The 19,987-nt window shown below is 33.0% G+C and carries 22 protein-coding genes; 12 read left to right on the top strand and 10 right to left on the bottom strand.

What is annotated here, in order from left to right; genetic code table 11:
* Window positions 1-36: 36 nt before the first annotated feature.
* Window positions 37-768 (bottom strand): methyltransferase domain-containing protein, encoded by a 732-nt coding sequence (locus tag ABD939_RS14020; protein WP_345169948.1) that lies wholly within the window; start codon window positions 766-768, stop codon window positions 37-39.
* Window positions 769-1,022: 254 nt separating this feature from the next.
* Between ABD939_RS14020 and ABD939_RS14015 the strand changes: the two genes are divergently transcribed.
* The 3 genes from ABD939_RS14015 to ABD939_RS14005 all read left to right on the top strand — a co-directional run bounded on the left by ABD939_RS14015 (window position 1,023) and on the right by ABD939_RS14005 (window position 6,422).
* Complete coding sequence (locus ABD939_RS14015) at window positions 1,023-2,180, top strand: THUMP domain-containing class I SAM-dependent RNA methyltransferase (RefSeq protein ID WP_345169946.1); 1,158 nt, start codon at window positions 1,023-1,025, stop codon at window positions 2,178-2,180.
* Window positions 2,181-2,867: 687 nt separating this feature from the next.
* Window positions 2,868-5,780 carry a VPS10 domain-containing protein gene (locus ABD939_RS14010; RefSeq protein WP_345169945.1) on the top strand — a complete coding sequence of 971 codons (2,913 nt, stop codon included), beginning with the start codon at window positions 2,868-2,870 and terminating at the stop codon, window positions 5,778-5,780.
* 168 nt (window positions 5,781-5,948) lie between these two features.
* Entirely contained in the window at window positions 5,949-6,422 is a 474-nt protein-coding gene (locus ABD939_RS14005) for an OsmC family protein (protein ID WP_345169944.1), read from the top strand.
* Window positions 6,423-6,497: 75 nt separating this feature from the next.
* Here the strand turns inward: ABD939_RS14005 and ABD939_RS14000 are convergent, their stop codons facing one another.
* Window positions 6,498-7,172, bottom strand: a complete 675-nt coding sequence (locus ABD939_RS14000) for an NAD(P)H-dependent oxidoreductase (protein WP_345169943.1) — start codon at window positions 7,170-7,172, stop codon at window positions 6,498-6,500.
* 102 nt (window positions 7,173-7,274) lie between these two features.
* Here ABD939_RS14000 and ABD939_RS13995 point away from each other — a divergent pair, with 102 nt between their 5' ends.
* The gene (locus tag ABD939_RS13995; protein WP_345169941.1) at window positions 7,275-7,610 is read left to right on the top strand and encodes a winged helix-turn-helix transcriptional regulator; all 336 of its coding nucleotides are present in this window, start codon (window positions 7,275-7,277) and stop codon (window positions 7,608-7,610) included.
* A 21-nt stretch (window positions 7,611-7,631) separates the two neighbouring features.
* Here ABD939_RS13995 and ABD939_RS13990 read toward each other — a convergent pair whose 3' ends face one another.
* From ABD939_RS13990 to rlmD, 4 genes are read right to left on the bottom strand one after another with little or no spacing between them, the layout of a single operon-like run.
* Entirely contained in the window at window positions 7,632-8,360 is a 729-nt protein-coding gene (locus tag ABD939_RS13990; protein WP_345169939.1) for a DUF6048 family protein, read from the bottom strand.
* Window positions 8,326-8,850, bottom strand: coding sequence for a DUF6452 family protein (locus ABD939_RS13985; protein WP_345169938.1), 525 nt, complete (start codon window positions 8,848-8,850; stop codon window positions 8,326-8,328). The genes ABD939_RS13990 and ABD939_RS13985 overlap by 35 nt, the downstream gene beginning before the upstream one ends.
* Window positions 8,851-8,878: 28 nt before the next feature.
* A complete protein-coding gene (locus ABD939_RS13980; protein WP_345169937.1) occupies window positions 8,879-9,241 on the bottom strand; it encodes a four helix bundle protein in 363 nt (120 codons plus the stop codon).
* Window positions 9,242-9,275: 34 nt separating this feature from the next.
* A complete protein-coding gene (gene rlmD, locus ABD939_RS13975) occupies window positions 9,276-10,691 on the bottom strand; it encodes a 23S rRNA (uracil(1939)-C(5))-methyltransferase RlmD (RefSeq protein WP_345169936.1) in 1,416 nt (471 codons plus the stop codon).
* Window positions 10,692-10,811: 120 nt separating this feature from the next.
* Here rlmD and ABD939_RS13970 point away from each other — a divergent pair, with 120 nt between their 5' ends.
* The 5 genes from ABD939_RS13970 (at window position 10,812) to ABD939_RS13950 (ending at window position 14,176) form a co-directional block, all read left to right on the top strand.
* Window positions 10,812-11,303 carry a hypothetical protein gene (locus ABD939_RS13970; RefSeq protein WP_345169934.1) on the top strand — a complete coding sequence of 164 codons (492 nt, stop codon included), beginning with the start codon at window positions 10,812-10,814 and terminating at the stop codon, window positions 11,301-11,303.
* A complete protein-coding gene (locus ABD939_RS13965) occupies window positions 11,300-11,851 on the top strand; it encodes an RNA polymerase sigma factor (RefSeq protein WP_345169933.1) in 552 nt (183 codons plus the stop codon). Before ABD939_RS13970 ends, ABD939_RS13965 begins: the two co-directional genes overlap by 4 nt.
* Window positions 11,841-12,227 carry a DUF6768 family protein gene (locus ABD939_RS13960; RefSeq protein ID WP_345169931.1) on the top strand — a complete coding sequence of 129 codons (387 nt, stop codon included), beginning with the start codon at window positions 11,841-11,843 and terminating at the stop codon, window positions 12,225-12,227. The genes ABD939_RS13965 and ABD939_RS13960 overlap by 11 nt, the downstream gene beginning before the upstream one ends.
* Window positions 12,228-12,441: 214 nt before the next feature.
* Complete coding sequence (gene rocD, locus ABD939_RS13955; RefSeq protein ID WP_345169929.1) at window positions 12,442-13,725, top strand: ornithine--oxo-acid transaminase; 1,284 nt, start codon at window positions 12,442-12,444, stop codon at window positions 13,723-13,725.
* A 1-nt stretch (window position 13,726) separates the two neighbouring features.
* Window positions 13,727-14,176, top strand: a complete 450-nt coding sequence (locus tag ABD939_RS13950; protein WP_345169927.1) for a DUF5362 family protein — start codon at window positions 13,727-13,729, stop codon at window positions 14,174-14,176.
* A 77-nt stretch (window positions 14,177-14,253) separates the two neighbouring features.
* On the opposite strand, the gene ABD939_RS13945 is transcribed toward ABD939_RS13950, so the two are convergent.
* Genes ABD939_RS13945 through ABD939_RS13935 form a run of 3 tightly spaced genes read right to left on the bottom strand, consistent with a single transcriptional unit; the run spans window position 14,254 to window position 16,812 of the window.
* Window positions 14,254-14,583: a CCC motif membrane protein gene (locus tag ABD939_RS13945; protein WP_345169925.1), complete on the bottom strand. Its 330-nt coding sequence runs from the start codon at window positions 14,581-14,583 to the stop codon at window positions 14,254-14,256.
* A 14-nt stretch (window positions 14,584-14,597) separates the two neighbouring features.
* On the bottom strand, window positions 14,598-14,885 hold the full coding sequence (locus ABD939_RS13940; protein ID WP_345169924.1) for a DUF2752 domain-containing protein: 288 nt from the start codon (window positions 14,883-14,885) through the stop codon (window positions 14,598-14,600).
* Window positions 14,886-14,934: 49 nt separating this feature from the next.
* Window positions 14,935-16,812, bottom strand: coding sequence for a T9SS type A sorting domain-containing protein (locus ABD939_RS13935; protein ID WP_345169922.1), 1,878 nt, complete (start codon window positions 16,810-16,812; stop codon window positions 14,935-14,937).
* A gap of 175 nt (window positions 16,813-16,987) precedes the next feature.
* On the opposite strand from ABD939_RS13935, the gene ABD939_RS13930 reads away from it, so the two are divergent.
* Window positions 16,988-17,179: a hypothetical protein gene (locus tag ABD939_RS13930; protein ID WP_345169920.1), complete on the top strand. Its 192-nt coding sequence runs from the start codon at window positions 16,988-16,990 to the stop codon at window positions 17,177-17,179.
* Between the two features lie 5 nt (window positions 17,180-17,184).
* Entirely contained in the window at window positions 17,185-17,748 is a 564-nt protein-coding gene (locus tag ABD939_RS13925) for a Smr/MutS family protein (RefSeq protein ID WP_345169918.1), read from the top strand.
* On the opposite strand, the gene ABD939_RS13920 is transcribed toward ABD939_RS13925, so the two are convergent.
* Window positions 17,741-18,640 carry a hypothetical protein gene (locus ABD939_RS13920; RefSeq protein ID WP_345169917.1) on the bottom strand — a complete coding sequence of 300 codons (900 nt, stop codon included), beginning with the start codon at window positions 18,638-18,640 and terminating at the stop codon, window positions 17,741-17,743. The two genes, ABD939_RS13925 and ABD939_RS13920, sit on opposite strands and share 8 nt — an antisense overlap.
* A 99-nt stretch (window positions 18,641-18,739) precedes the next feature.
* On the opposite strand from ABD939_RS13920, the gene ABD939_RS13915 reads away from it, so the two are divergent.
* Window positions 18,740-19,885: a cysteine desulfurase family protein gene (locus ABD939_RS13915; RefSeq protein ID WP_345169915.1), complete on the top strand. Its 1,146-nt coding sequence runs from the start codon at window positions 18,740-18,742 to the stop codon at window positions 19,883-19,885.
* Window positions 19,886-19,987 lie beyond the last annotated feature (102 nt).

The raw sequence follows: 19,987 nt of genomic DNA, 5'->3' as shown, positions 1-19,987 counted from the left end.
CAAAATAGTGAGTATAATTAAATGTCAATTATTAGCTTATTTAAAAATCATCACTAAACGTTCTGATGTTTTCGGGTTAAACTTACGTAATTTATAGTCGCCAAAAACATCAAGTAAATGCACATTAGCCTGTTCAAATAGTAATTCAAAATCTTTTAACGTAAAAGCACGTACGCGCTCTTGGTAATTATAATTTTCACCTTCATGTGCAAAGGCAATGTCTTTTATAACATACCCGTCTTCAACATAACGCTTTAAATTAAAAACAATATTATCAACCGTTTTTTGCTCTTCGGGTACTAAATTATCAATAACAAACTCACTATTCATAAAATCAATCACCCCAAAACCAAATTCATTCAAATCAGATTTAATTGCCTTTATAGTGTTTAAGTTATCCTCATTTTTATCAAAATATCCAAAACTTGTAAACAAATTAAAAACCGCATCAAATTGCTTATGGTAAGGTTTACACATGTCGTGTACATCAAATTTTAAACGGTGGTTTTCAAACTGTTTCGCATAAGCAATACTGTTTTCGCTTAAATCTACACCAGTAACATCATAACCTAAAGTGTTTAAATACAACGAATGCCTACCCTTGCCGCAAGCCAAATCTAAAATGGTTCCGGTCTCAGGTAAATTTAAATAACTAGTAAGCGCATCCATAAACTTGTGCGCTTCAGTATGGTCTCTATCCTTGTATAAAATATGGTAAAATGGTGTATCAAACCAAGAGGTAAACCATGTTGTAGTGTTTTTACTCATATATCTTTTTGGGGGTTACCTCGCCCAAAAGCGAGGTCAGGCTTTCCGCTATATCTTTTTTGTGTTAATCTTGTTTCAGTATCTCATCAAGTTTTCAAATAGCATTATAAATGAGCTATCATCAAATTTCTTATTTGCACAAAAAAGGATGCCGCATCAATCCTTAACCCGAATTATCAATAAACTTTACGTTTGCCGCAAAATTACATTATTTTTGCAATCTATTAGGCTTAAAAACCAATCAGACGAAAAAAATGGCAGAAAATTTCAACATGGTAGCCAAAACCCTTTTTGGTTTTGAAGATTTATTAGAAAAAGAGCTTACCCAACTTGGGGCAATGTATGTAAAAAAAGGCGTGCGTAACGTTTCCTTTTCTGGCGATAAAGGTTTTATGTACAAAGCTAATTTAGCATTGCGTACCGCTATAAAAATTTTAAAGCCCATACATTCGTTTAATGTAAGTAACGAAAAAGATTTATACGATAAAATTTATGCGATGGATTGGGCGCAATACCTAAAACCCACAGGAAGTTTAGCAGTTGATGCTACAATCCATTCCGATTTGTTTTCGCATTCGCTATACATAGCACAAAAGACAAAAGATGCTATTGTAGATAAATTTAGAGATACAGACGGGCAACGCCCAAATGTAGATTTAAAATTTCCCGACCTAAAAATAAACGTACATATTGATAGACGAAAATGTACCATTTCCTTAGATTCCTCAGGAGACTCCTTGCACAAGCGTGGTTACAAAACAGCTACAAACATTGCGCCCATAAACGAAGTTTTGGCAGCAGGTTTAATTATGTTATCGGGTTGGGACGGACAAACCGATTTTATGGACCCCATGTGTGGTTCGGGTACCATGCTTATAGAAGCTGCTATGATAGCCTGTAATATACCACCAAATTTGATGCGAAAAGAATTTGCTTTCGAGCGTTGGCAAGATTGGGATGTTGATTTATTTGAGAAAATAGAAGAATCTTTACTGGGCAAAACACGAGATTTTCATCATAAAATAATTGGGTACGATAAAGCACCAAGTGCTGTAAACAAAGCTAAAGAAAATGTAAAAAACGCCCAATTGGATGATTTTATTGAAGTAAAACACGAAGATTTCTTTAAAACCCAAAAAGGAGGCGACGAAAAACTTCACATGGTTTTTAACCCACCATATGGCGAGCGTTTAAATATTGATATGCAAGAGTTTTACGGTAATATTGGCGACACTCTAAAACAGAGTTATCCAGGAACTGATGCTTGGTTTATAACTTCAAACTTAGAAGCTTTAAAACACGTAGGCTTACGTCCTTCAAGAAAAATACAACTCTATAACGCTAAATTAGAGTCGAGGTTGGTAAAATACGTTATGTACGAAGGCAGTAAAAAAGGTAAGTATATGAAATAGGTTTATGGAGTTACGCTTATTGTGTTCGTGTATGGTTAGTTGCGTGTTTTAAGCACCTATTTTAGCAAATAAAAACTGAATAGAAAGTCCGCGAGGATTTTCGTAAGTAGGCAAGAAGTAGCAAGAAATTATATCCGTTGTTTTCTTTCGTGTTCTTTACTATTATTGATCTAATATGTTTTTTATTTTTTTTTGTTTATTTAATGGAAAACTTAGATTCAGTAAGCACACTTTCTTGATAAGTTAACTTCTGTAAATATTCTGCCTATAATTCTTTATATTTGAATTAATAACTTTCAATTAATTTTTGTATCCAAAAAAAACAAACCAATGAGAAACCTCTTCTTTACATTTCTACTATGCTTATTCTCGTCAACATCTATCTTAGCTCAAGATAAGAAAGTCGAACCTTGGTCGGACAAAAATTTTGAGGGTCTAAAATTACGAAGTATAGGGCCAGCTTTTATGTCAGGCCGAATTGCAGATATTGCCATTCATCCCGAAGATGATAATACTTGGTACATTGCAGTTGCTTCCGGAGGGGTTTGGAAAACTGAAAATGCTGGAGTCACTTGGAAGCCGCTATTTGATAATGAAGGTTCTTTTGCCACGGGTTGCGTAACTGTTGATCCTAATAACCCACATGTGGTTTGGGTAGGTACAGGAGAGAATGTAGGTGGCCGTCATTTGTCTTTCGGGGACGGGGTATATAGGAGTGATGATGGTGGGATGACTTGGAAAAATATGGGTCTGAAAAATTCTAATCATATTTCTAAAATTGTGATTCATCCCGAAAACTCTGATGTGATTTGGGTCGCCTCACAAGGTCCGCTTTGGACAAAAGGAGGTGAACGAGGATTGTACAAATCTATCGATGGCGGAAAAAATTGGAAAAAGACCTTAGGGAATTCTGAATGGACAGGTGTAACAGACATCGCTATTGATCCTCGAAATCCAGACCAGATGTATGCTGCTACTTGGGATAGGCACCGAACTGTAGCTGCCTATATGGGTGGAGGTCCTGGTACAGGGTTGTATCGAAGTTCGGATGGAGGAGAGACATGGGAAAAACTCAAAATGGGTTTACCTGAATCTAATATGGGTAAAATAGGGTTAGCAATTTCTCCGCAGAAACCCGACGTGTTATACGCTGCCATTGAATTAGACAGGCGAAAGGGTGGTGTTTATCGCTCATCAGATCGTGGCTCGACTTGGAAAAAAATGTCTAATACTGTTTCTGGTGCAACGGGACCGCATTATTATCAAGAATTGTATGCATCCCCTCATGAATTTGATAGATTGTATTTATTGGATGTTAGGGTGCAGATTTCAGAAGATGGCGGAAAAACGTTTCGACGTATGACTGAGAAACATAAACACTCCGATAATCATGCTTTGGCTTTCAGAAAAGATGACCCCGATTATTTGTTAATGGGAACAGATGGCGGTGTTTATGAAACTTTTGATTTGGCGGAAAATTGGCGATTTATGGGAAATCTTCCTTTGACTCAATTTTATAAAGTTGCGGTAGATGATGCTGAGCCATTTTACAATATATTTGGAGGTACGCAAGACAATTCCACAGAAGGCGGTCCTTCTCGAACCGATAATATTCATGGTATTCAAAATTCAGATTGGAAAGTGGTCTTAGATTGGGACGGACATCAACCAGCTACCGAACCAGGCAACCCAAATATTATGTACGGTCAACGTCAGGAAGGAACCTTGTCTAGAATTGATATGATTACTGGCGAGGTGATGGATATTCAACCACAACCAGCGGCAGATGAAGACTATGAACGTTATAATTGGGATGCGCCTATTTTGGTAAGCCCACATTCACCTAAAAGAATTTTTCATGCTTCGCAAAGACTTTGGGTTTCTGATAATAGAGGAGATGACTGGCGAACCCTTTCAGGCGATTTAACACGTGATCAAAATCGTTTGGAATTACCCATTATGGGGAAACAACAAAGTTGGGATAATGCGTGGGACTTGAATGCGATGTCCAATTATAATACGATTACTTCTATAGCGCAATCACCACTGAATGAAAATTTGATATATATCGGTACCGATGATGGCTTGATACAAGTGACGGAAGATTATGGTAAAACTTGGAGAAAAATAGAGGTAAGTGCCATAAAAGGCATGCCAAAAATACCTTATATTAATGACATTAAAGCAGATTTACATGATGCAAATACAGTTTATGTAGCGATGGATAATCACAAATATGGTGATTACCAACCTTATATTTTAAAGAGTACAGATCGTGGAAAAACGTGGAAATCTATTCAAAATAATTTACCTAAACGAAACTTAGTTTGGCGACTAGTGCAGGACCATGAGAAGAAAGATTTATGGTTTGCTGGAACGGAGTTTGGCATTTATTTCTCTCCGAATGCTGGTCAAAAATGGATAAAACTCCAAGGTAATGTTCCTACAATATCGTTTCGGGACTTGGCAATACAACGACGAGAAAATGATTTGGTTGCTGCCTCTTTTGGACGAAGTTTTTATGTTTTTGATGATATCAGCGTATTGCGAGAAGTAAATGACGACGCTTTGAAGAATGATGCTACTTTGTTTTCTACGCGAAAAGTGTGGTGGTATATCCCGCGCGGACATCTTGGTTTTGAAGGAAAAAAAGGTGATCAAGGTGCTGACCATTTTGTAGCGGACAATCCTCCTTTTGGCGCTGTCTTTACCTACTATTTGAAAGATGATTTAAAAACACAACAGGAAATTCGGGCTACCCGAGAAAAGAGAAATAAAGGCAATATCGCTTTCCCGGGTTGGGAAGCCTTAGAGGCAGAACGAATGGAAAACCCACCTAAAGTATGGGTTGAAATCAAAGATGCAAATGGTACTGTTGTTAGACGCGTAGACGGTATGGCCAAAAAAGGGTTTCATAGAGTTGCTTGGGATTTAAGATATCCTTCTCCTAATGCTATTTCTATGGTTGAACCTCCAACGCCCTTGTGGGATGATAGCCCAAAAGCTTTGATGGCTGCACCAGGAACATATTCCGCTTCGCTTTTTCAGCAAGTGGATGGAGCAGTGAAAGCCTTGTCCCAACCGATAGAATTTGAGGTCGTGCCCTTACGCAAAGGTGCACTGGAAGGAGCAACACCTGAAGAGGTTGCAGGATTTTGGCGACAATATGAAAGTGTAGTGCGTTCACATTCTGCGATTCAAATAAGTTTAGCAAATACTATGGCACGTACAGAACGCATGAAAAAAGTTTTAAATAATTCGCCTACGGCAGCTGGCAGTTTCGATAATCGCTTGACAGAAGTACGGATGGAATTACTAAAAATAAATCAACAACTTAATGGTGAGAAATCGAAGTTAGAACCCGGAGAAAAAACTAATCCTACCGTTGGTGGGAGATTATTTTCTTTACAAATTGGGATTGACCATTCGACTTATGGCCCTACAACGAACCATAAGAATGCTTTACTGCTCATAAAAAAGCAGTTGAATTCTACGCAGTCTCAGTTGGAAATGAGTCAAGGGAAATTGTCGCAGTTGGCGAAGGATTTGGTGAAGTCGGGTGCACCTTGGATGGAAGGAGAAGCACTGCCAAAGAATTGATTGTTTAAGAGTTTTAGAAATCCAAACTGATTAGGAGTCGGTCAACTCTAGATTGTTAGCCATAAGAGGATAAAATAGAACACCTTTCAGTTGTACACTTATGCGTAATTATTAACAAAACTCCTTAAAGATTTTTCAACTTTGTCTATTTTTCTAAAAAAAATTAATATGTCTTTCAAGCATACTTTTAAAGCCCAAGTAAACTGGAAATTAGATGATAATGAAACCACACAAAATCCAAAAGGCTTTAGTAGAAACCATGTGGTAACTATAGCCAATAAAAAAACACCTTTAGAAGTATCAGCAGCAAAAGCATTTAGAGGCGACGAGACCCTTTATAATCCAGAAGACTTATTGTTATCTGCTTTGGCGTCTTGCCACATGATGTCGTATTTATACGTTTGTGCGCAACACAATATTGAAGTATTAAACTATACAGATACTGCCGAAGCTATTTTAAATGTAGAAGCATCGGGTAGTGGTTATTTTAGTAAAGTTAATTTAAAACCTGTGGTAACTATAGCAGATGCAAAGCAAAAAGAATTGGCTAAAAGTTTTCATAACAAAGCTAATAGCTTATGTTTTATTGCAAATTCTTGCAATTTTCATGTAGAGCATCACGCAGAAATCCTGATAGTATAAATTAAATAGCATAAAAGAACTAAACTGAAGTTTAACCCTTTTATGCTATTTAATATAAATTGGCTTCTATTGGTTTTATTTCCAAGTAACAATATCTTTAATAGCTCTTCTCGATTTTGGGTGTGGTGGTTCAGCTTTTCTGTAGCCAAAAGCAACCATATACGACAATCCGTATTTATCTGTATCAACTCCAAATTTTTCACGTAATAGTGCTTCTGTTTTTTCTTGATGAAATCCTTCAATAGGGCAGCTGTCTATTCCTGTTAAAGCCGCAGCAGTCATCATATTAGCTAAAGCTATATAGGTTTGTTTAGATGCCCAATCAAATAGTTTTTTATCAGTATCTAATTCAAAATCACTTTTTTGAAACTCCCTGTAAAATTTAGAATACATTTCTATAACGTCTTCAGGAAATTGTTTTATGTCTTTCATCATATGCATAATATAGTCTGAATCCCATTTAGTCATTTGAGCTTTCATGCTTAAACCTAAAATAAAATGACTTGCAGTATCTAATTTTAATGGCGCACCCCAAGCTACAGGTTTTAGTAATTCGCGTAATTCTTGATCTTGCACCACAATAAAATGCCAAGGCTCAAAACCAAAAGAACTTGGAGATAAATTTGCGGTTTGTAAAATAAAATCTATTTGGTCCTTTGTTAGTTTTTTAGTAGCATCAAATTCTTTGGTTGCATGTCTAAAATTAAATGCATTAATAATGTCTTTTCTTGAAATATTTGGTGTATCCATTGTTATTATTTTTATACTATAATTAGTATAGTTGCAAAACTAAGTATAGTATTTTATCTTTGCAATAACGGTCAAAAAGGATAGTATAAATTTTTATTTGTTATGTATAAATTTAAAGGAAAAGAATACCCGTGTTGTACAAGTTTAACTATGGGTATAATTGGCGGAAAATGGAAAACAGTAATATTGTATCATTTAATAGACGGTACGCTGCGGTATAATGAATTAAGGAAAGAAGTGCCTATGGTAACAGAACGCACGCTAAGTTTGCAGCTTAAAACTTTAGAAAATGATGGTATTATAAAAAGAAAAGTTTACACCTCCAAGCCGCCTTTAAAGGTAGAATATTCTTTAACAGATTTAGGAAAAACGTTAATTCCTTTAATACACTCTGTTGCAGATTGGGGAAATTATGCAGTAGAAAATTATTCTAAATAAAATTCTCACCAGTTAAGCAACCTATTTGTCTTTTTTATAAAGCGGAATACGATAAGAGATTGTATAGCCATAACCAACGCCAATACCACTTCCATCAAAGGTTTTATTAAATCCGGGTATGAAAACGTTTCCAAAATTATCGGGCTCAGTTTCACTCGCCATTATTTTTAGTTGTGCATTTAGGCCCAAGTAAAGATTATTAAATAATTCTACTTTCATACCTATTATAAGTTCTGCCCAAATAGCTGTTAAGCCTTTAAATTCTTCTAAATCTGTTGATGTAAATTGAGGCGCCCAATATTGGTTGGTAGTGTATACAGTAAATGAATTTCTGTTTTGGCTAAAGGAACTTGCACCAATTCTAAAACCAGAGTAAATCATGTTGTCCATGTTTAGCCAGTTTTGGTACATATTATAATCTATCCCTGCTTTAATGTAACTTCCTTTACTGGTAACATCTAAAAAATCTGTGACTGTAGTTTTTTCATCAAACCCAATTTCACCGGCGATGTATAAACGTTTTTTAAGCCTGTAATCTGCAGCAATTTCAAAGCCAGAATAATCATCATCAAAAAAGGAACGACCAAGTTTACTCATATCCACGCCAACACGTAAACCGTATTTTTCCTTAATTACAATGGTATCGTTTACAGGTGTTGTATCTTCTTCATTTTGTGCATTTACAGACACACAAAAAAGTAGTAGAAATAAACTACTAATGAAATATGTTAAAGTGCGCTGATGTTTCATCTTCTACAGATTGGTTGGGATTTAAAGGTGTTTCAGAAAGTATCCAGTTGTCTTCATCATCTACAATGGTGAGTGTTACGTTTTCAAAAATGGTTTTATAGCCACAAGCTTTTGATACAAAAACTTCTCTTCGACTATAATTTATTGATATGACATCTTCATTACCACTAGTTAATAAACCGTCATCACCACGAACAGTTTCTTTTATAAGTCTATATTCAGTGGTATTTTCGTCTGTTTTTAAGGGTAAAATAAGATTGTTTGAAGACACAATATCATAATCGGGTAAAGCATCAGTATCTTGTCTATCTGCTCCAACAATTAATAAACCAAATACATTTTTTTTGTTTTCTTGATTACTAAAATCAAAAACATCTATAATTAAACTTGGAGTTGTAGGAGTGCTTTCAGGACAAATATCATCACGTTCGCAACTATAATAGCTTATTATTAATGTTAATACTATTATAAGTAGGCTTGCTTTTTTCATTTATCTTTTTGTGTATGTGTTTATTAGTTTATCTGTTTAGTTGAGCTTTTCTCAAAGCATTTAGCATGTTGGTTATTTTTTCAATTTTATTTCTGACTAATATATAATCATTTTCAGAAACAAAATTTAATTCTTTTGAAATTATTAATTGATTTAAGACCTCCATTGCAGAACTGAACGATAATGTTGTAAAATGTGCTTTATCTTTATTTGTGTTTCTAGAAGTCCCTTCAGATAGATTTGATGAAATAGAGACAGATGCACGCCTTAATTGACTTATTAAACCAAATTTTTCTTCGGTAGGGAAAGTGCTAGAGATTTTATAAATAGATTTTACTAATTCTATAGACTCTTTCCAAACTTCTAATTTTTCAAATGAATATGTTTTCATTTTAAACAAATAAACTTTTTAAACGAATAAACTTCTAACGTTTTTCAAGTAAAACTACATTTTCTACATGAAACGTCTGTGGAAACATATCGACAGCTTGGGTTTTTATTACCTTATAATCGGCATCCATTAAAGCTAAATCTCTAGCTTGTGTAGCACTGTTACAACTTACGTAAACCACTCGATTCGGTGCAATATTTAGTATTTGTTGCACCACATCTTTATGCATACCATCTCTTGGCGGATCTGTAATAATAACATCTGGTTGCCCGTTAGTTTCAATAAACGTATTATTAAAAACCTGTTTCATATCGCCAACAAAGAATTCAACGTTATTAATGTTATTTAATTGTGCATTTTCTTTTGCAGCTGTAATAGCATCAGGAACAGATTCTACACCAATAACCTTGCTTGCTTGTTTTGAAACAAATTGAGCAATGGTGCCTGTACCTGTATATAAATCATAAACCAATTCATTACCTGTTAAACCAGCAAAATCTCTGGTTATTTTATAAAGCTCAAAAGCTTGGTTAGAGTTGGTTTGATAAAATGATTTAGCGTTTATTTTAAACTTTAAACCTTCCATTTCTTCAAAAATATGGTCAGCACCTTTATAGCAAATAACATCTTGATCGTAAATGGTGTCATTCGCTTTTCCATTAACAACATATTGTAATGATGTTATCTCTGGAAAGGTTTCAGCAATAAAATCGAGAATAAGTTCGCGTTTAGTTTTGTCTTCTTTAAAAAACTGAATCATCACCATAATATCGCCAGTGCTAGATGTACGAATCATCATGGTTCGTAATAATCCTGTTTGATTTCTGGTATTAAAGAATTCTAAATTGTTCTCGATAGCAAATTGCTTTACTGCATTTCTTATAGTGTTTGAAGGATCTGCTTGTAAATGGCATTTGTTTAAATCTAGGATTTTGTCCCACATACCAGGAATATGAAACCCTAGAGCATTTTTATCACCTAAATCTTCATCAGATTGTATTTCTTCTAACGTTAACCAACGGCTATCACTAAAAGAAAACTCCATTTTATTCCTATAAAAATATTGCTCCTCAGAGCCTAAAATAGGAGTAACTTCGGGTAGCTCAATATGTCCAATTCGAGTTAAGTTATTAGTAACTTCTTTTTGCTTGTAATATAATTGATGCTCGTACGCCATGTTTTGCCATTTGCAACCACCACAGGTTCCAAAATGCTCGCAAACAGGTTCTGTTCTTTTGTCAGAAAGTTTATGGAAAACAGTTGCTTTACCTTCATAATAAGCTTTTCGCTTTTTAAAGGTTTGTACATTAACCACATCGCCAGGTACAGCATTTGGTAGAAAAATTACTTTTCCATCAGGAGCTTTTGCTATGGTTTTCCCTTTTGCTCCAGCATCAATAACTTCTATATTTTCAAAAAGTTGTTTTCTCTTTTTACTTCTTCTAGACATGCTGCAAAAATAAGAATCACATTAAATTATTATGACTTTATTTCTATTAACTTTAAAGGAAATTCAAATTCATCTAAAATAAAATGAACCTTTTAATAATTTAATCGTCTTTAAAGTAGAATGCATGTTGTAAACTTACATAAACGAATTATTAAGCAACCTAAAGCTGAAGTCGCTATTTTGTTAAAAACCTTGTCTGCAAAGGATGATAAAGTTTGGCCAAAAGATAATTGGCCTGCAATGAGATTTAAAAACGGATTGATAGAAGGTGAAATTGGTGGACATGGTATTATAAGATATTCAGTTGAAGAATATATTTTGGGAGAAAAAATTGTTTTTAAATTTTTGAAACCAAAAGGATTTAATGGTATACATAAATTTGAGATTGAAGAAATAAACTCACATCAAACGCAAGTTAAGCATAGTATTATTATGGATACACAAGGTTTTCTAGCAACTTTTAAATGGCTTCTTGTTATAAGATGGCTACATGATGCTTTAATTGAAAATGCGTTTGATACCATTGAAAACAATTTTTTAGAAGTTAAGAAGCACACTAAATGGAATGTTTGGGTTAGTTTATGGCGTTTTATATTCAAAAAGCTTAGGTGAAAAAAAGAGACACAATTGATGGTAAATTAGTTATGCAATTTCAATCTGGAAATAAGCAAGCATTAACACATTTGGTAAAACGTTGGCACAAAACGTTTTGCGAAAAAGCCAATTGGTTGGTTAAAGACACTGATGTAGCAAAAGATATTGTACAAGATTCTTGGCAAGTCATAATAAGTAAAATAAATCAGCTAAAAGACCCATACAGCTTTAGTAGTTGGGCGTCAAGAATTGTTTATACAAAATCGTTAGATTGGTTAAAAGCCAGTAAGCGAAAGCAAAATCATCTTGAAAATTATAAATACGAACAAGAAGTAGATAATTTAGAAACAAAAGAGAAAGAATCCATTAAAGCACAATTATTAAAAACTATAAAAACACTTCCTGAACATCAACAAATGGTAATTAAATTGTTTTATGTTCAAGACTATTCGTTAAAAGAAATTAGCTCGGTTTTAAACATATCTGTCGGTACAACAAAATCAAGATTATTTCACGCTAGAGAAAAATTAAAACAAATTTTAAAATATAGAAATTATGAAAACTAATATGGAAGATATTGACAAATTAATAAAGGAGACATTAACAGAAGAAGAAGCTAAATTTTATGACGATTTAGATGAACAAAACGTACTTCAAATGGTATGGGGTTTATTTAGAGGGAAAAATAAATGGATTATGTACATGATGAATTTTATGACCTTAGTATTCTTTGGTCTATTCATATACTGTTTAATTGAATTTTTTAAGGCTGAAATTACTTTTAATATGATAAAATGGGCTACTGGAAGCATTATATTTTTAATTGGTGTAAGTATGCTAAAAGTTTTTGCTTGGATGCAAATGGATAAAAATGCATTATTGCGAGAAATTAAACGATTGGAATTACAGCTGTCATCGTTATCTGGTCGAATGTCTGAATAACATTTTTCGTAAGTCATTAATATTTATTAGTTTTACACCTCACTAGGGATGATTTCTTTCCCACGCTGAATTTTCGACACTTTTCGAAAGGATAAAGGTAGATAAGGAATGGTTATTTACTCGTTTTACGAGATGTAATTATTAAAGTTTGCATCAAATTTCATGATGTTAAACGGTGCCTTTGTTTGGGCATTAAACCTTAAATTATTTAAAAATGGCTGTTTTAGACCACATTACCTCGCAAGAAGCGATGGCATTAGAAAACAAGTATGGAGCTCAAAATTACCATCCATTACCGGTTGTATTAACTAAAGGAGAAGGTGTTTTTGTATGGGATGTAGAAGGCAAGAAGTATTACGATTTTTTATCGGCATATTCCTCATTAAACCAAGGGCATTGCCATCCTAAAATTGTAAATGCAATGACACAGCAAGCACAACGATTAACGTTAACCTCTCGTGCATTTTATAACGATATGTTGGGCAAATACGAAAAGTATGCAACCCAATATTTTAAATTCGATAAAATGCTTCCGATGAATTCGGGAGCAGAAGCTGTTGAAACCGCATTAAAGCTCTGTAGAAAATGGGCTTACGAAGTCAAGGGAATCGATTTAAATAAAGCAGAAATAGTTGTTTGTAAAAATAACTTTCATGGTAGAACAACTACCATTATATCATTTTCAAATGATCCTGTAGCCAGAAAAAACTTTGGCCCATATACAGATGGATTTATTAAAGTAGAATATGACGATATAGAAGCATTAGAAGCCATTTTAAGCACTAATGAAAACGTTGCAGGCTTTATGGTTGAACCAATTCAAGGTGAGGCTGGGGTTTACTTACCTAGTGAAAACTATTTGAAAGAAGCCAAAGCTTTATGCGAAAAATACAATGTTTTATTTATTGCAGATGAGGTACAAACAGGAATTGCCCGTACAGGTAGATTGTTAGCAAGTTGCGGAAATTGCAGCTGCCCTAATAAAGATTGCTCCGGAACACCAGATGTTAAACCGGATGTTTTGGTGTTAGGAAAAGCATTAAGTGGCGGATTATATCCTGTTTCTGCTGTTATGGCAAATAATGAGATAATGAATGTAATACAGCCAGGAAATCACGGAAGTACATTTGGAGGAAACCCTATTGCAGCGGCGGTTGCTATTGCCGCACTTGAAGTTGTTAAAGATGAAGATTTAGCTGAAAACGCTTTTCAATTAGGAGAATTGTTTCGAAGTGAAATGAATAAATATATTGAAACAAGTTCTATAGTAAGTTTAGTAAGAGGTAAAGGACTTTTAAACGCAATTTTAATTAATGATGATGAAGATAGCGATACGGCATGGAATATTTGTTTAGCACTACGTGATAACGGTCTTTTAGCAAAACCAACACATGGAAATATAATAAGATTTGCACCGCCTTTAGTGATGACTAAAGAGCAGTTGTTAGATTGTGTATCGATAATAACAAAAACATTGAAGCAATTTGAAAATAAATAGTATGGAACAAAAATCAGCTTTTGAAAGTTTTGAATTAGATGTAAATGAGGACATAAGAAGTTTTTTAAAAGAAACTTCCAAGTGGACTAGCTTTATATCTATAATAGGTTTTGTAGGAATAGGTTTGATGGTAATCGGGGGTATTTTAGTAGGTTTTTTTAGTGGATTGAGTGAAATTCCCGAAAATACTGCTTACGGAGTAGGTTATTCTGCTGGTGTTGGAATGTTTTATTTAATAATTGCATTGGTTTATTTTTTTCCAATACTATACCTATTTAAATTTTCTAAGAAAATGAAAAGCGCATTAGCACTAAATAATAATGAAGACTTTAAAATGGCTTTTTTGAATTTAAAATCGCACTATAAATTCATGGGTATTTTTATTATTGTAATAATTACTCTTTATATATTGATTTTTATTGGAGCTATTGTAAGCGCATCAATATTTTAACTGATTTAATTGTTGTACTAAAATAAACATAAAAAAAGCGACCATAGGTCGCTTTTTTTATGTTTAAACAGAGAACTTTATTGCCCCATCATTTCTTGAATTCGTTCTTGCATTAATTCTGAATCTTGCATAGAATCCCATCCAAAAGTAGATACTGCCCATATGATTAAAAGTAAATAGATAGCACTTAAAATAATACCAATGATTGATAATATTTTTCCTGTTTTCACATTTTGAAAACCAGTATAACCTTCAGGGTTTTCAGCATATAGTTTAGCAGCTTTAGATGCTAAGATAAGTGCTACGACACCTAAAATTATACCTATTCCGTAAAAACAGCACCCTAATATTGATAAAATACCGAATACTAAAATTAGTGTTGCGTTGGGTAATTTTTGTTGTTCCATGTTTTTTTGTTTTATTAGTTGAAAAAAGTTTTTAATATAAAACTAGTAATAATAATTATTGCGTTAAGCACCGCCAAAATAAGAATTATTTTATTACCGTGTTTAAAATTTTTAAAAGCATTTATTACTATAAACCCGAAAAGTAGTATTAAAGTATAAATAGCAGGATACATATTAAAAGCCGCTACAAATTCACCTTGAAAAATGAGCGCTACAGAACGTTGCATACCACAACCTAAACAGTCTAATCCAAAAAGTTTTTTGTTTAAACAGGGTAACATGTATTCTTCTGTAGCTTGCATATTGAAAATAATAGGCTACTAAAATAGTAAAAGGTATTAATACAAATACCTAATTATTACTTATGATAATTTTTTTAGTAAAAATTTGATTGTTATCATCAGTTATTTTAACAATGTAGAGGCCATCACTAAAGTTTCTTGTAGAGTAAGTGTGTTTCTTTTTGTTAGTAACGTTATTGTCATTAATTACTTGCTTACCATTTACATCAAATAGTGTTAAAGTCTTAATATTTAAGGATTCAGGGTTGTAGATTTTAAGTTTAGATGATTTATTGTTTTGAAATATTTCAATACTTTCAATAAAACTTTCTTCGATATCTAAACTATTACTTTGACTAAAAGTTATTTCAAAACGATTGTTATAAACACCTTCGGTTATGTTCGCTGTAAATTCATTATTCTTAATATCTGTGTATGTGTCTGATAAATTATCATAAATAAAAATATTCACACTTTCTGGAATATCTTCTAATTTGAATACTTTTACAGTTATATTAGAGTTGGGTTCAAATGTTTTAAGTCCAAATGGAATTCTAACATTTTCATTATAATTTATAGATTTTATAGTTAATTCTTTGTCTTCAGAAATTAAATAAACATCAGAATTCAAATCGGTTTCTACATTTTTTCCATCAAAAAATCTATTGTATGTTTCATTATTGGGGGTGCCATCTCTAAAAGCTATAACACTTTCTTTATAAAAGGTTTCATCGAATTGTGTGTGTATTCTAATTTCTGGAATTACAGTCGGGTTGTCGTAAAAACTCTTATAATCAATGCCATTGTGAGATTGAGGAATATTTATTTTTTCATCTTTTTTTGATGTATTTTTCGCAAAAACAGATCCGCTACCTGCTGGTGCAGAATCTTCAGCAAGATATACGCGCATACTATTATCGAAAACAGCTGTTCCACCAGCTGGTGCTCCGCCAGCATCAAAACTACTAACAACAAAACCTTGTCCAACGGCAGCATAGCGTCTTTCATTATTTGCAGAATAGTCTGTGGTGTTTCCTGTTGTGGCTCCCATATTTCCTCCAAATCTGTCATAGTTTTCAAAAGGTGCAACAGTATACGTACCATTATCAGCTAAATTCATTGGATCTCCTGGGATGTAAGTGGCATAACCACCTTCATAGGCTGCTAAGAAATGAGAATTGTTTACTTTTTGTTCCCAGAAAAATATTTCTCCGTTTAAAACAGTTTGGTTTGTTGGATTAATTAAAAATAATTTTAAATCTAAAGCTGAAGGGTAAGGGTTTCCTGTTAAAGTTTCCACTTGGTTTGTAGAACCAGAATTGGGGTCTGCATCAGTACCATTAAAAGTACAATCTATGCTAATGTTTCCTGTATTTGGTCGACCTCTAAAATCTAGAACGTTGTTTATGTTTGGGCTTCCTTTCATGGTAAAACCATAGCCGGTAGGAAGATTTCCAGTGTTTAGTATTTGATTCCAGCCATTATAGCCACCTGCAGAAATTAATGAAAACAACCAGTAATTCGCAATTTCTGTTGCTGTACCATTAAACGCAGTGGTGTATGGATATGCTATAGATGTTACATTGGTAAAATCTGTATCATCATTTGGGTCATGAATATTGCTACCATTAAAATCTACGTTTGCTTGAATAATGCCAGCAGAACTAACACCAACAGGTGAACACCAAAAATTATATTCGTAAACTCCTGTGGTTTGATTTTGGTAAATAGACAATTCACCTTCGTCCGAATTTTTTGTGTCAGTATTTTGAAGTAATTGTGCGTCTCCACGAAAGTATAAATTTGAAGATGCCGTTTCTAATCTAATATCATCATTAACAAAAACTACTACATCTTGCGCGAAAAGATAACTGTTATCAGCCACGTACAAATCTTGGCTAAAAACATGAACAGGAATAAGTAGAAAAATGAGTATTCTAAAAATCATATAGACTTGGGTACTATTAATTGTATGTAAATATAGTATTTTTTTAATAAAACGCATTTTAACGATAATAAATGTATTTCAACGATTTAAATTAATAAATAGTATCAATATTAATTTTTTCTTTAGGATTAGATTTTTAACGTAATTTTGTAGTCCTAAATTTAATAGATATTAAATGAAATATTTAAATTACTTACTAATATTGGTAGGTGCGATAGTTGCTATTTACTCCAAAGCTGGTGAAGATCAAAATCAGTATATTTTAATAGGTGGTATTGTTTTATTAATGGTTGGTGTTTATAGAATTTCTAAAACGATTCCCAGTAAGAACAATAATGATAATGAACCTAAAAAACCTGAACAATAATAATTATGACTTTTAAAGTAGGTGATTTTGTTATGGTTTTAGATGATAATTTATATGGCGTAGTCAAAAATATTTCTGGTAACTCTATATCTGTTGAGACCCAAGATGGATTTTTATTAAACTTTAAAAGTGAAGAATTGTTAATAGACGAATCTAAAAAAAACAAGAATTTAGATGTGTTTGTTAATTCTGATATCAATAAAATTATTTTTGAAAAAGAACAGCCTAAAAAAAAGCATCAGCCAAGGATTAAGGCTAAAGAACGATTTGAACCTACCATGGAAGTAGATTTGCATATTCATCAATTAGTTAAGTCTTCAAAAGGGATGACCAATCATGATATGTTAACTTTACAATTAGATACTGCAAGGCGTAAATTAGATTTTGCAATATCTAAGCGTATACAAAAAGTAGTGTTTATTCATGGCGTAGGAGAAGGTGTTCTTAAATTAGAACTTGAATACCTTTTTGGTCGGTACGATAATATAAAGTTTTACGATGCAAATTATCAAAAATACGGATTAGGAGCCACCGAGGTATATATTTATCAGAAACGCTCTGCTAATTAAAGTCCGGTATTGCTTGTCTAGAATCTGATAAACTACCATTTTGTAATGCACCAAAATCTAAATTTTGTTGAGATAAAAAAGAAAGACTAATATCTGTTACATTTACGGTTACTAGGTAAGTCTGTAATATGGTATGCGTTCTATATGCTGTTGCTGCTACCAATGTTGATACTTCTGGATTTAAATAATCTGGACCAACATCACTATTTGTTATATCATTAGCTGGATTTTGGTCTTGCGAATCGTTTTCCTCATCTCTTGTATTAATGCCATCGCCATCATCATCTGCATCCAAGTAGTCAGGTGTTCCATCACCATCAGTATCTTGCGCATCAGTTATTATATCATCTTCGTCAGGATCAGGATTTTCATTTATGGTTAAAATATTATCACCATCATCATCTGCATCAATATAGTTAGGTAAGCCATCACCGTCGGTATCATCATCTTCTAAATTACCATTACCATTTATATCTTCTAGTGCGGCTAAAATCCCATCATTATCATCCTCAACTAAAGTTGTGTTAATTTCTATATTTACGGCATCTTGTTCATCTATAACGATATCCACTTTAGGTGGTACATCACTACAAAATAAGTCATTAGGTAAATCAGAATCAGAATATGTCCGGTAAAATAATGTACCAGACTCCGATAATTCTAAAGTATTATCATCTCCTACTTCCAAAAGTTCGCTTAATGTAATATTGGTAATAAGGATTGATAAGGATTCTGATGGATCTTCTTTTGTTTTATAAAGCACTAAATCTGATTCGCCACAGGCTTCAAAAGTATCTTCAAAATCTAACTCGATATCAATTACCTCACCATCGTCACAAGAATGAATTACGAAAAAGCTGAATGCACAAAAAAGAAAAATAAACTTACGCATTGAATATATTTTTTGTCAAAAATAATGGAATTGTTATTTATAACGTAGCTTATTGATAATAATTTTATTTCAAGTATTTTTGCTAATAAAATTAGTGGTATGAAACAAGTTTATTTTGATAATGCTGCAACAACACAAGTTAGAGAATCTGTTATTGATTCTATGACTGAAGTGATGAAAACTTGTTATGGAAATGCCTCATCTTCGCATAGCTTCGGCAGGTCATCTAGAGCTTTAATTGAAAAATCAAGAAAAACGATAGCAAATTTTTTAAATGTGTCTGCAGGTGAAATCATTTTTACATCTGGTGGAACAGAAGCAGATAACATGGTGCTAAGAAGTGCAGTAAGAGATTTAAATGTAAAGCATATTATAACATCTAAAATAGAACATCATGCGGTATTGCATACTATAGTGCATCTGGCAAAAGAGCATGACATTGCAATAAGCTACGTTAATTTAGATGAGAATGGAGATATTGATTATTCACATCTAGAAACCTTATTACAAAACCCAAATAAAACACTTGTAAGTTTAATGCACGTTAATAATGAAATTGGTAATGTTTTAGATATTAGTCTAGCAGCTAATTTATGTAAAGATTATGATGCTTTATTTCATAGCGATTCGGTTCAATCAATCGGGCATTTTAAAATGGATTTGCAAGAGATTAAAGTTGATTTTTTAGCTGCGGCTGCACATAAATTTCACGGACCTAAAGGCGTTGGGTTTGCTTTTATTAGAAAAAACTCTGGTTTAAAACCATCAATTATTGGCGGAGAGCAGGAGCGCGGTCTTCGTGCAGGCACAGAGAGCGTGCACAATATTGTTGGTATAGCAGAAGCCTTAAAATCTGCTGACAATAATTTTGATGCAGAACATGAATATGTAAAATCTTTAAAACAGTATTTTATTAATACAATTAAAAAAGAAATTCCTTCCGTAACATTTAATGGCAATTCTGGTGATATAGTTAAAAGTACTTATACTTTAGTTAACGTTTGTTTACCTATACCTCCAAAAAAAGCTGCAATGCTTTTGTTTCAATTAGATTTAAAAGGTATTGCATGTTCAAAAGGAAGTGCTTGCCAAAGTGGAAGTAATCAAAATTCTCATGTATTAACAGAAATTTTAAATGAAGAAGATTTGTTAAAACCCTCTATTCGTTTTTCTTTTAGCATTTATAATACTGAAGAAGAGATTGATTATGTTATTGATGTTCTTCAAAGCTTCATAGAACAATAATTTATTATCACTTTTTATAATTCATAGTTCGATTAAACAATCAATTTTTAGGTTATTCACATTTTTTGTAGTATTTTTATATATATATAATAATAAATAGCC

Source organism: Algibacter aquimarinus, assembly GCF_039543265.1.
In the GTDB taxonomy this organism is placed as follows: domain Bacteria; phylum Bacteroidota; class Bacteroidia; order Flavobacteriales; family Flavobacteriaceae; genus Algibacter_B; species Algibacter_B aquimarinus.
The sequence above is the reverse complement of the archived record's forward strand: the minus strand, read 5'-3'. Positions and strand labels throughout refer to the sequence as shown.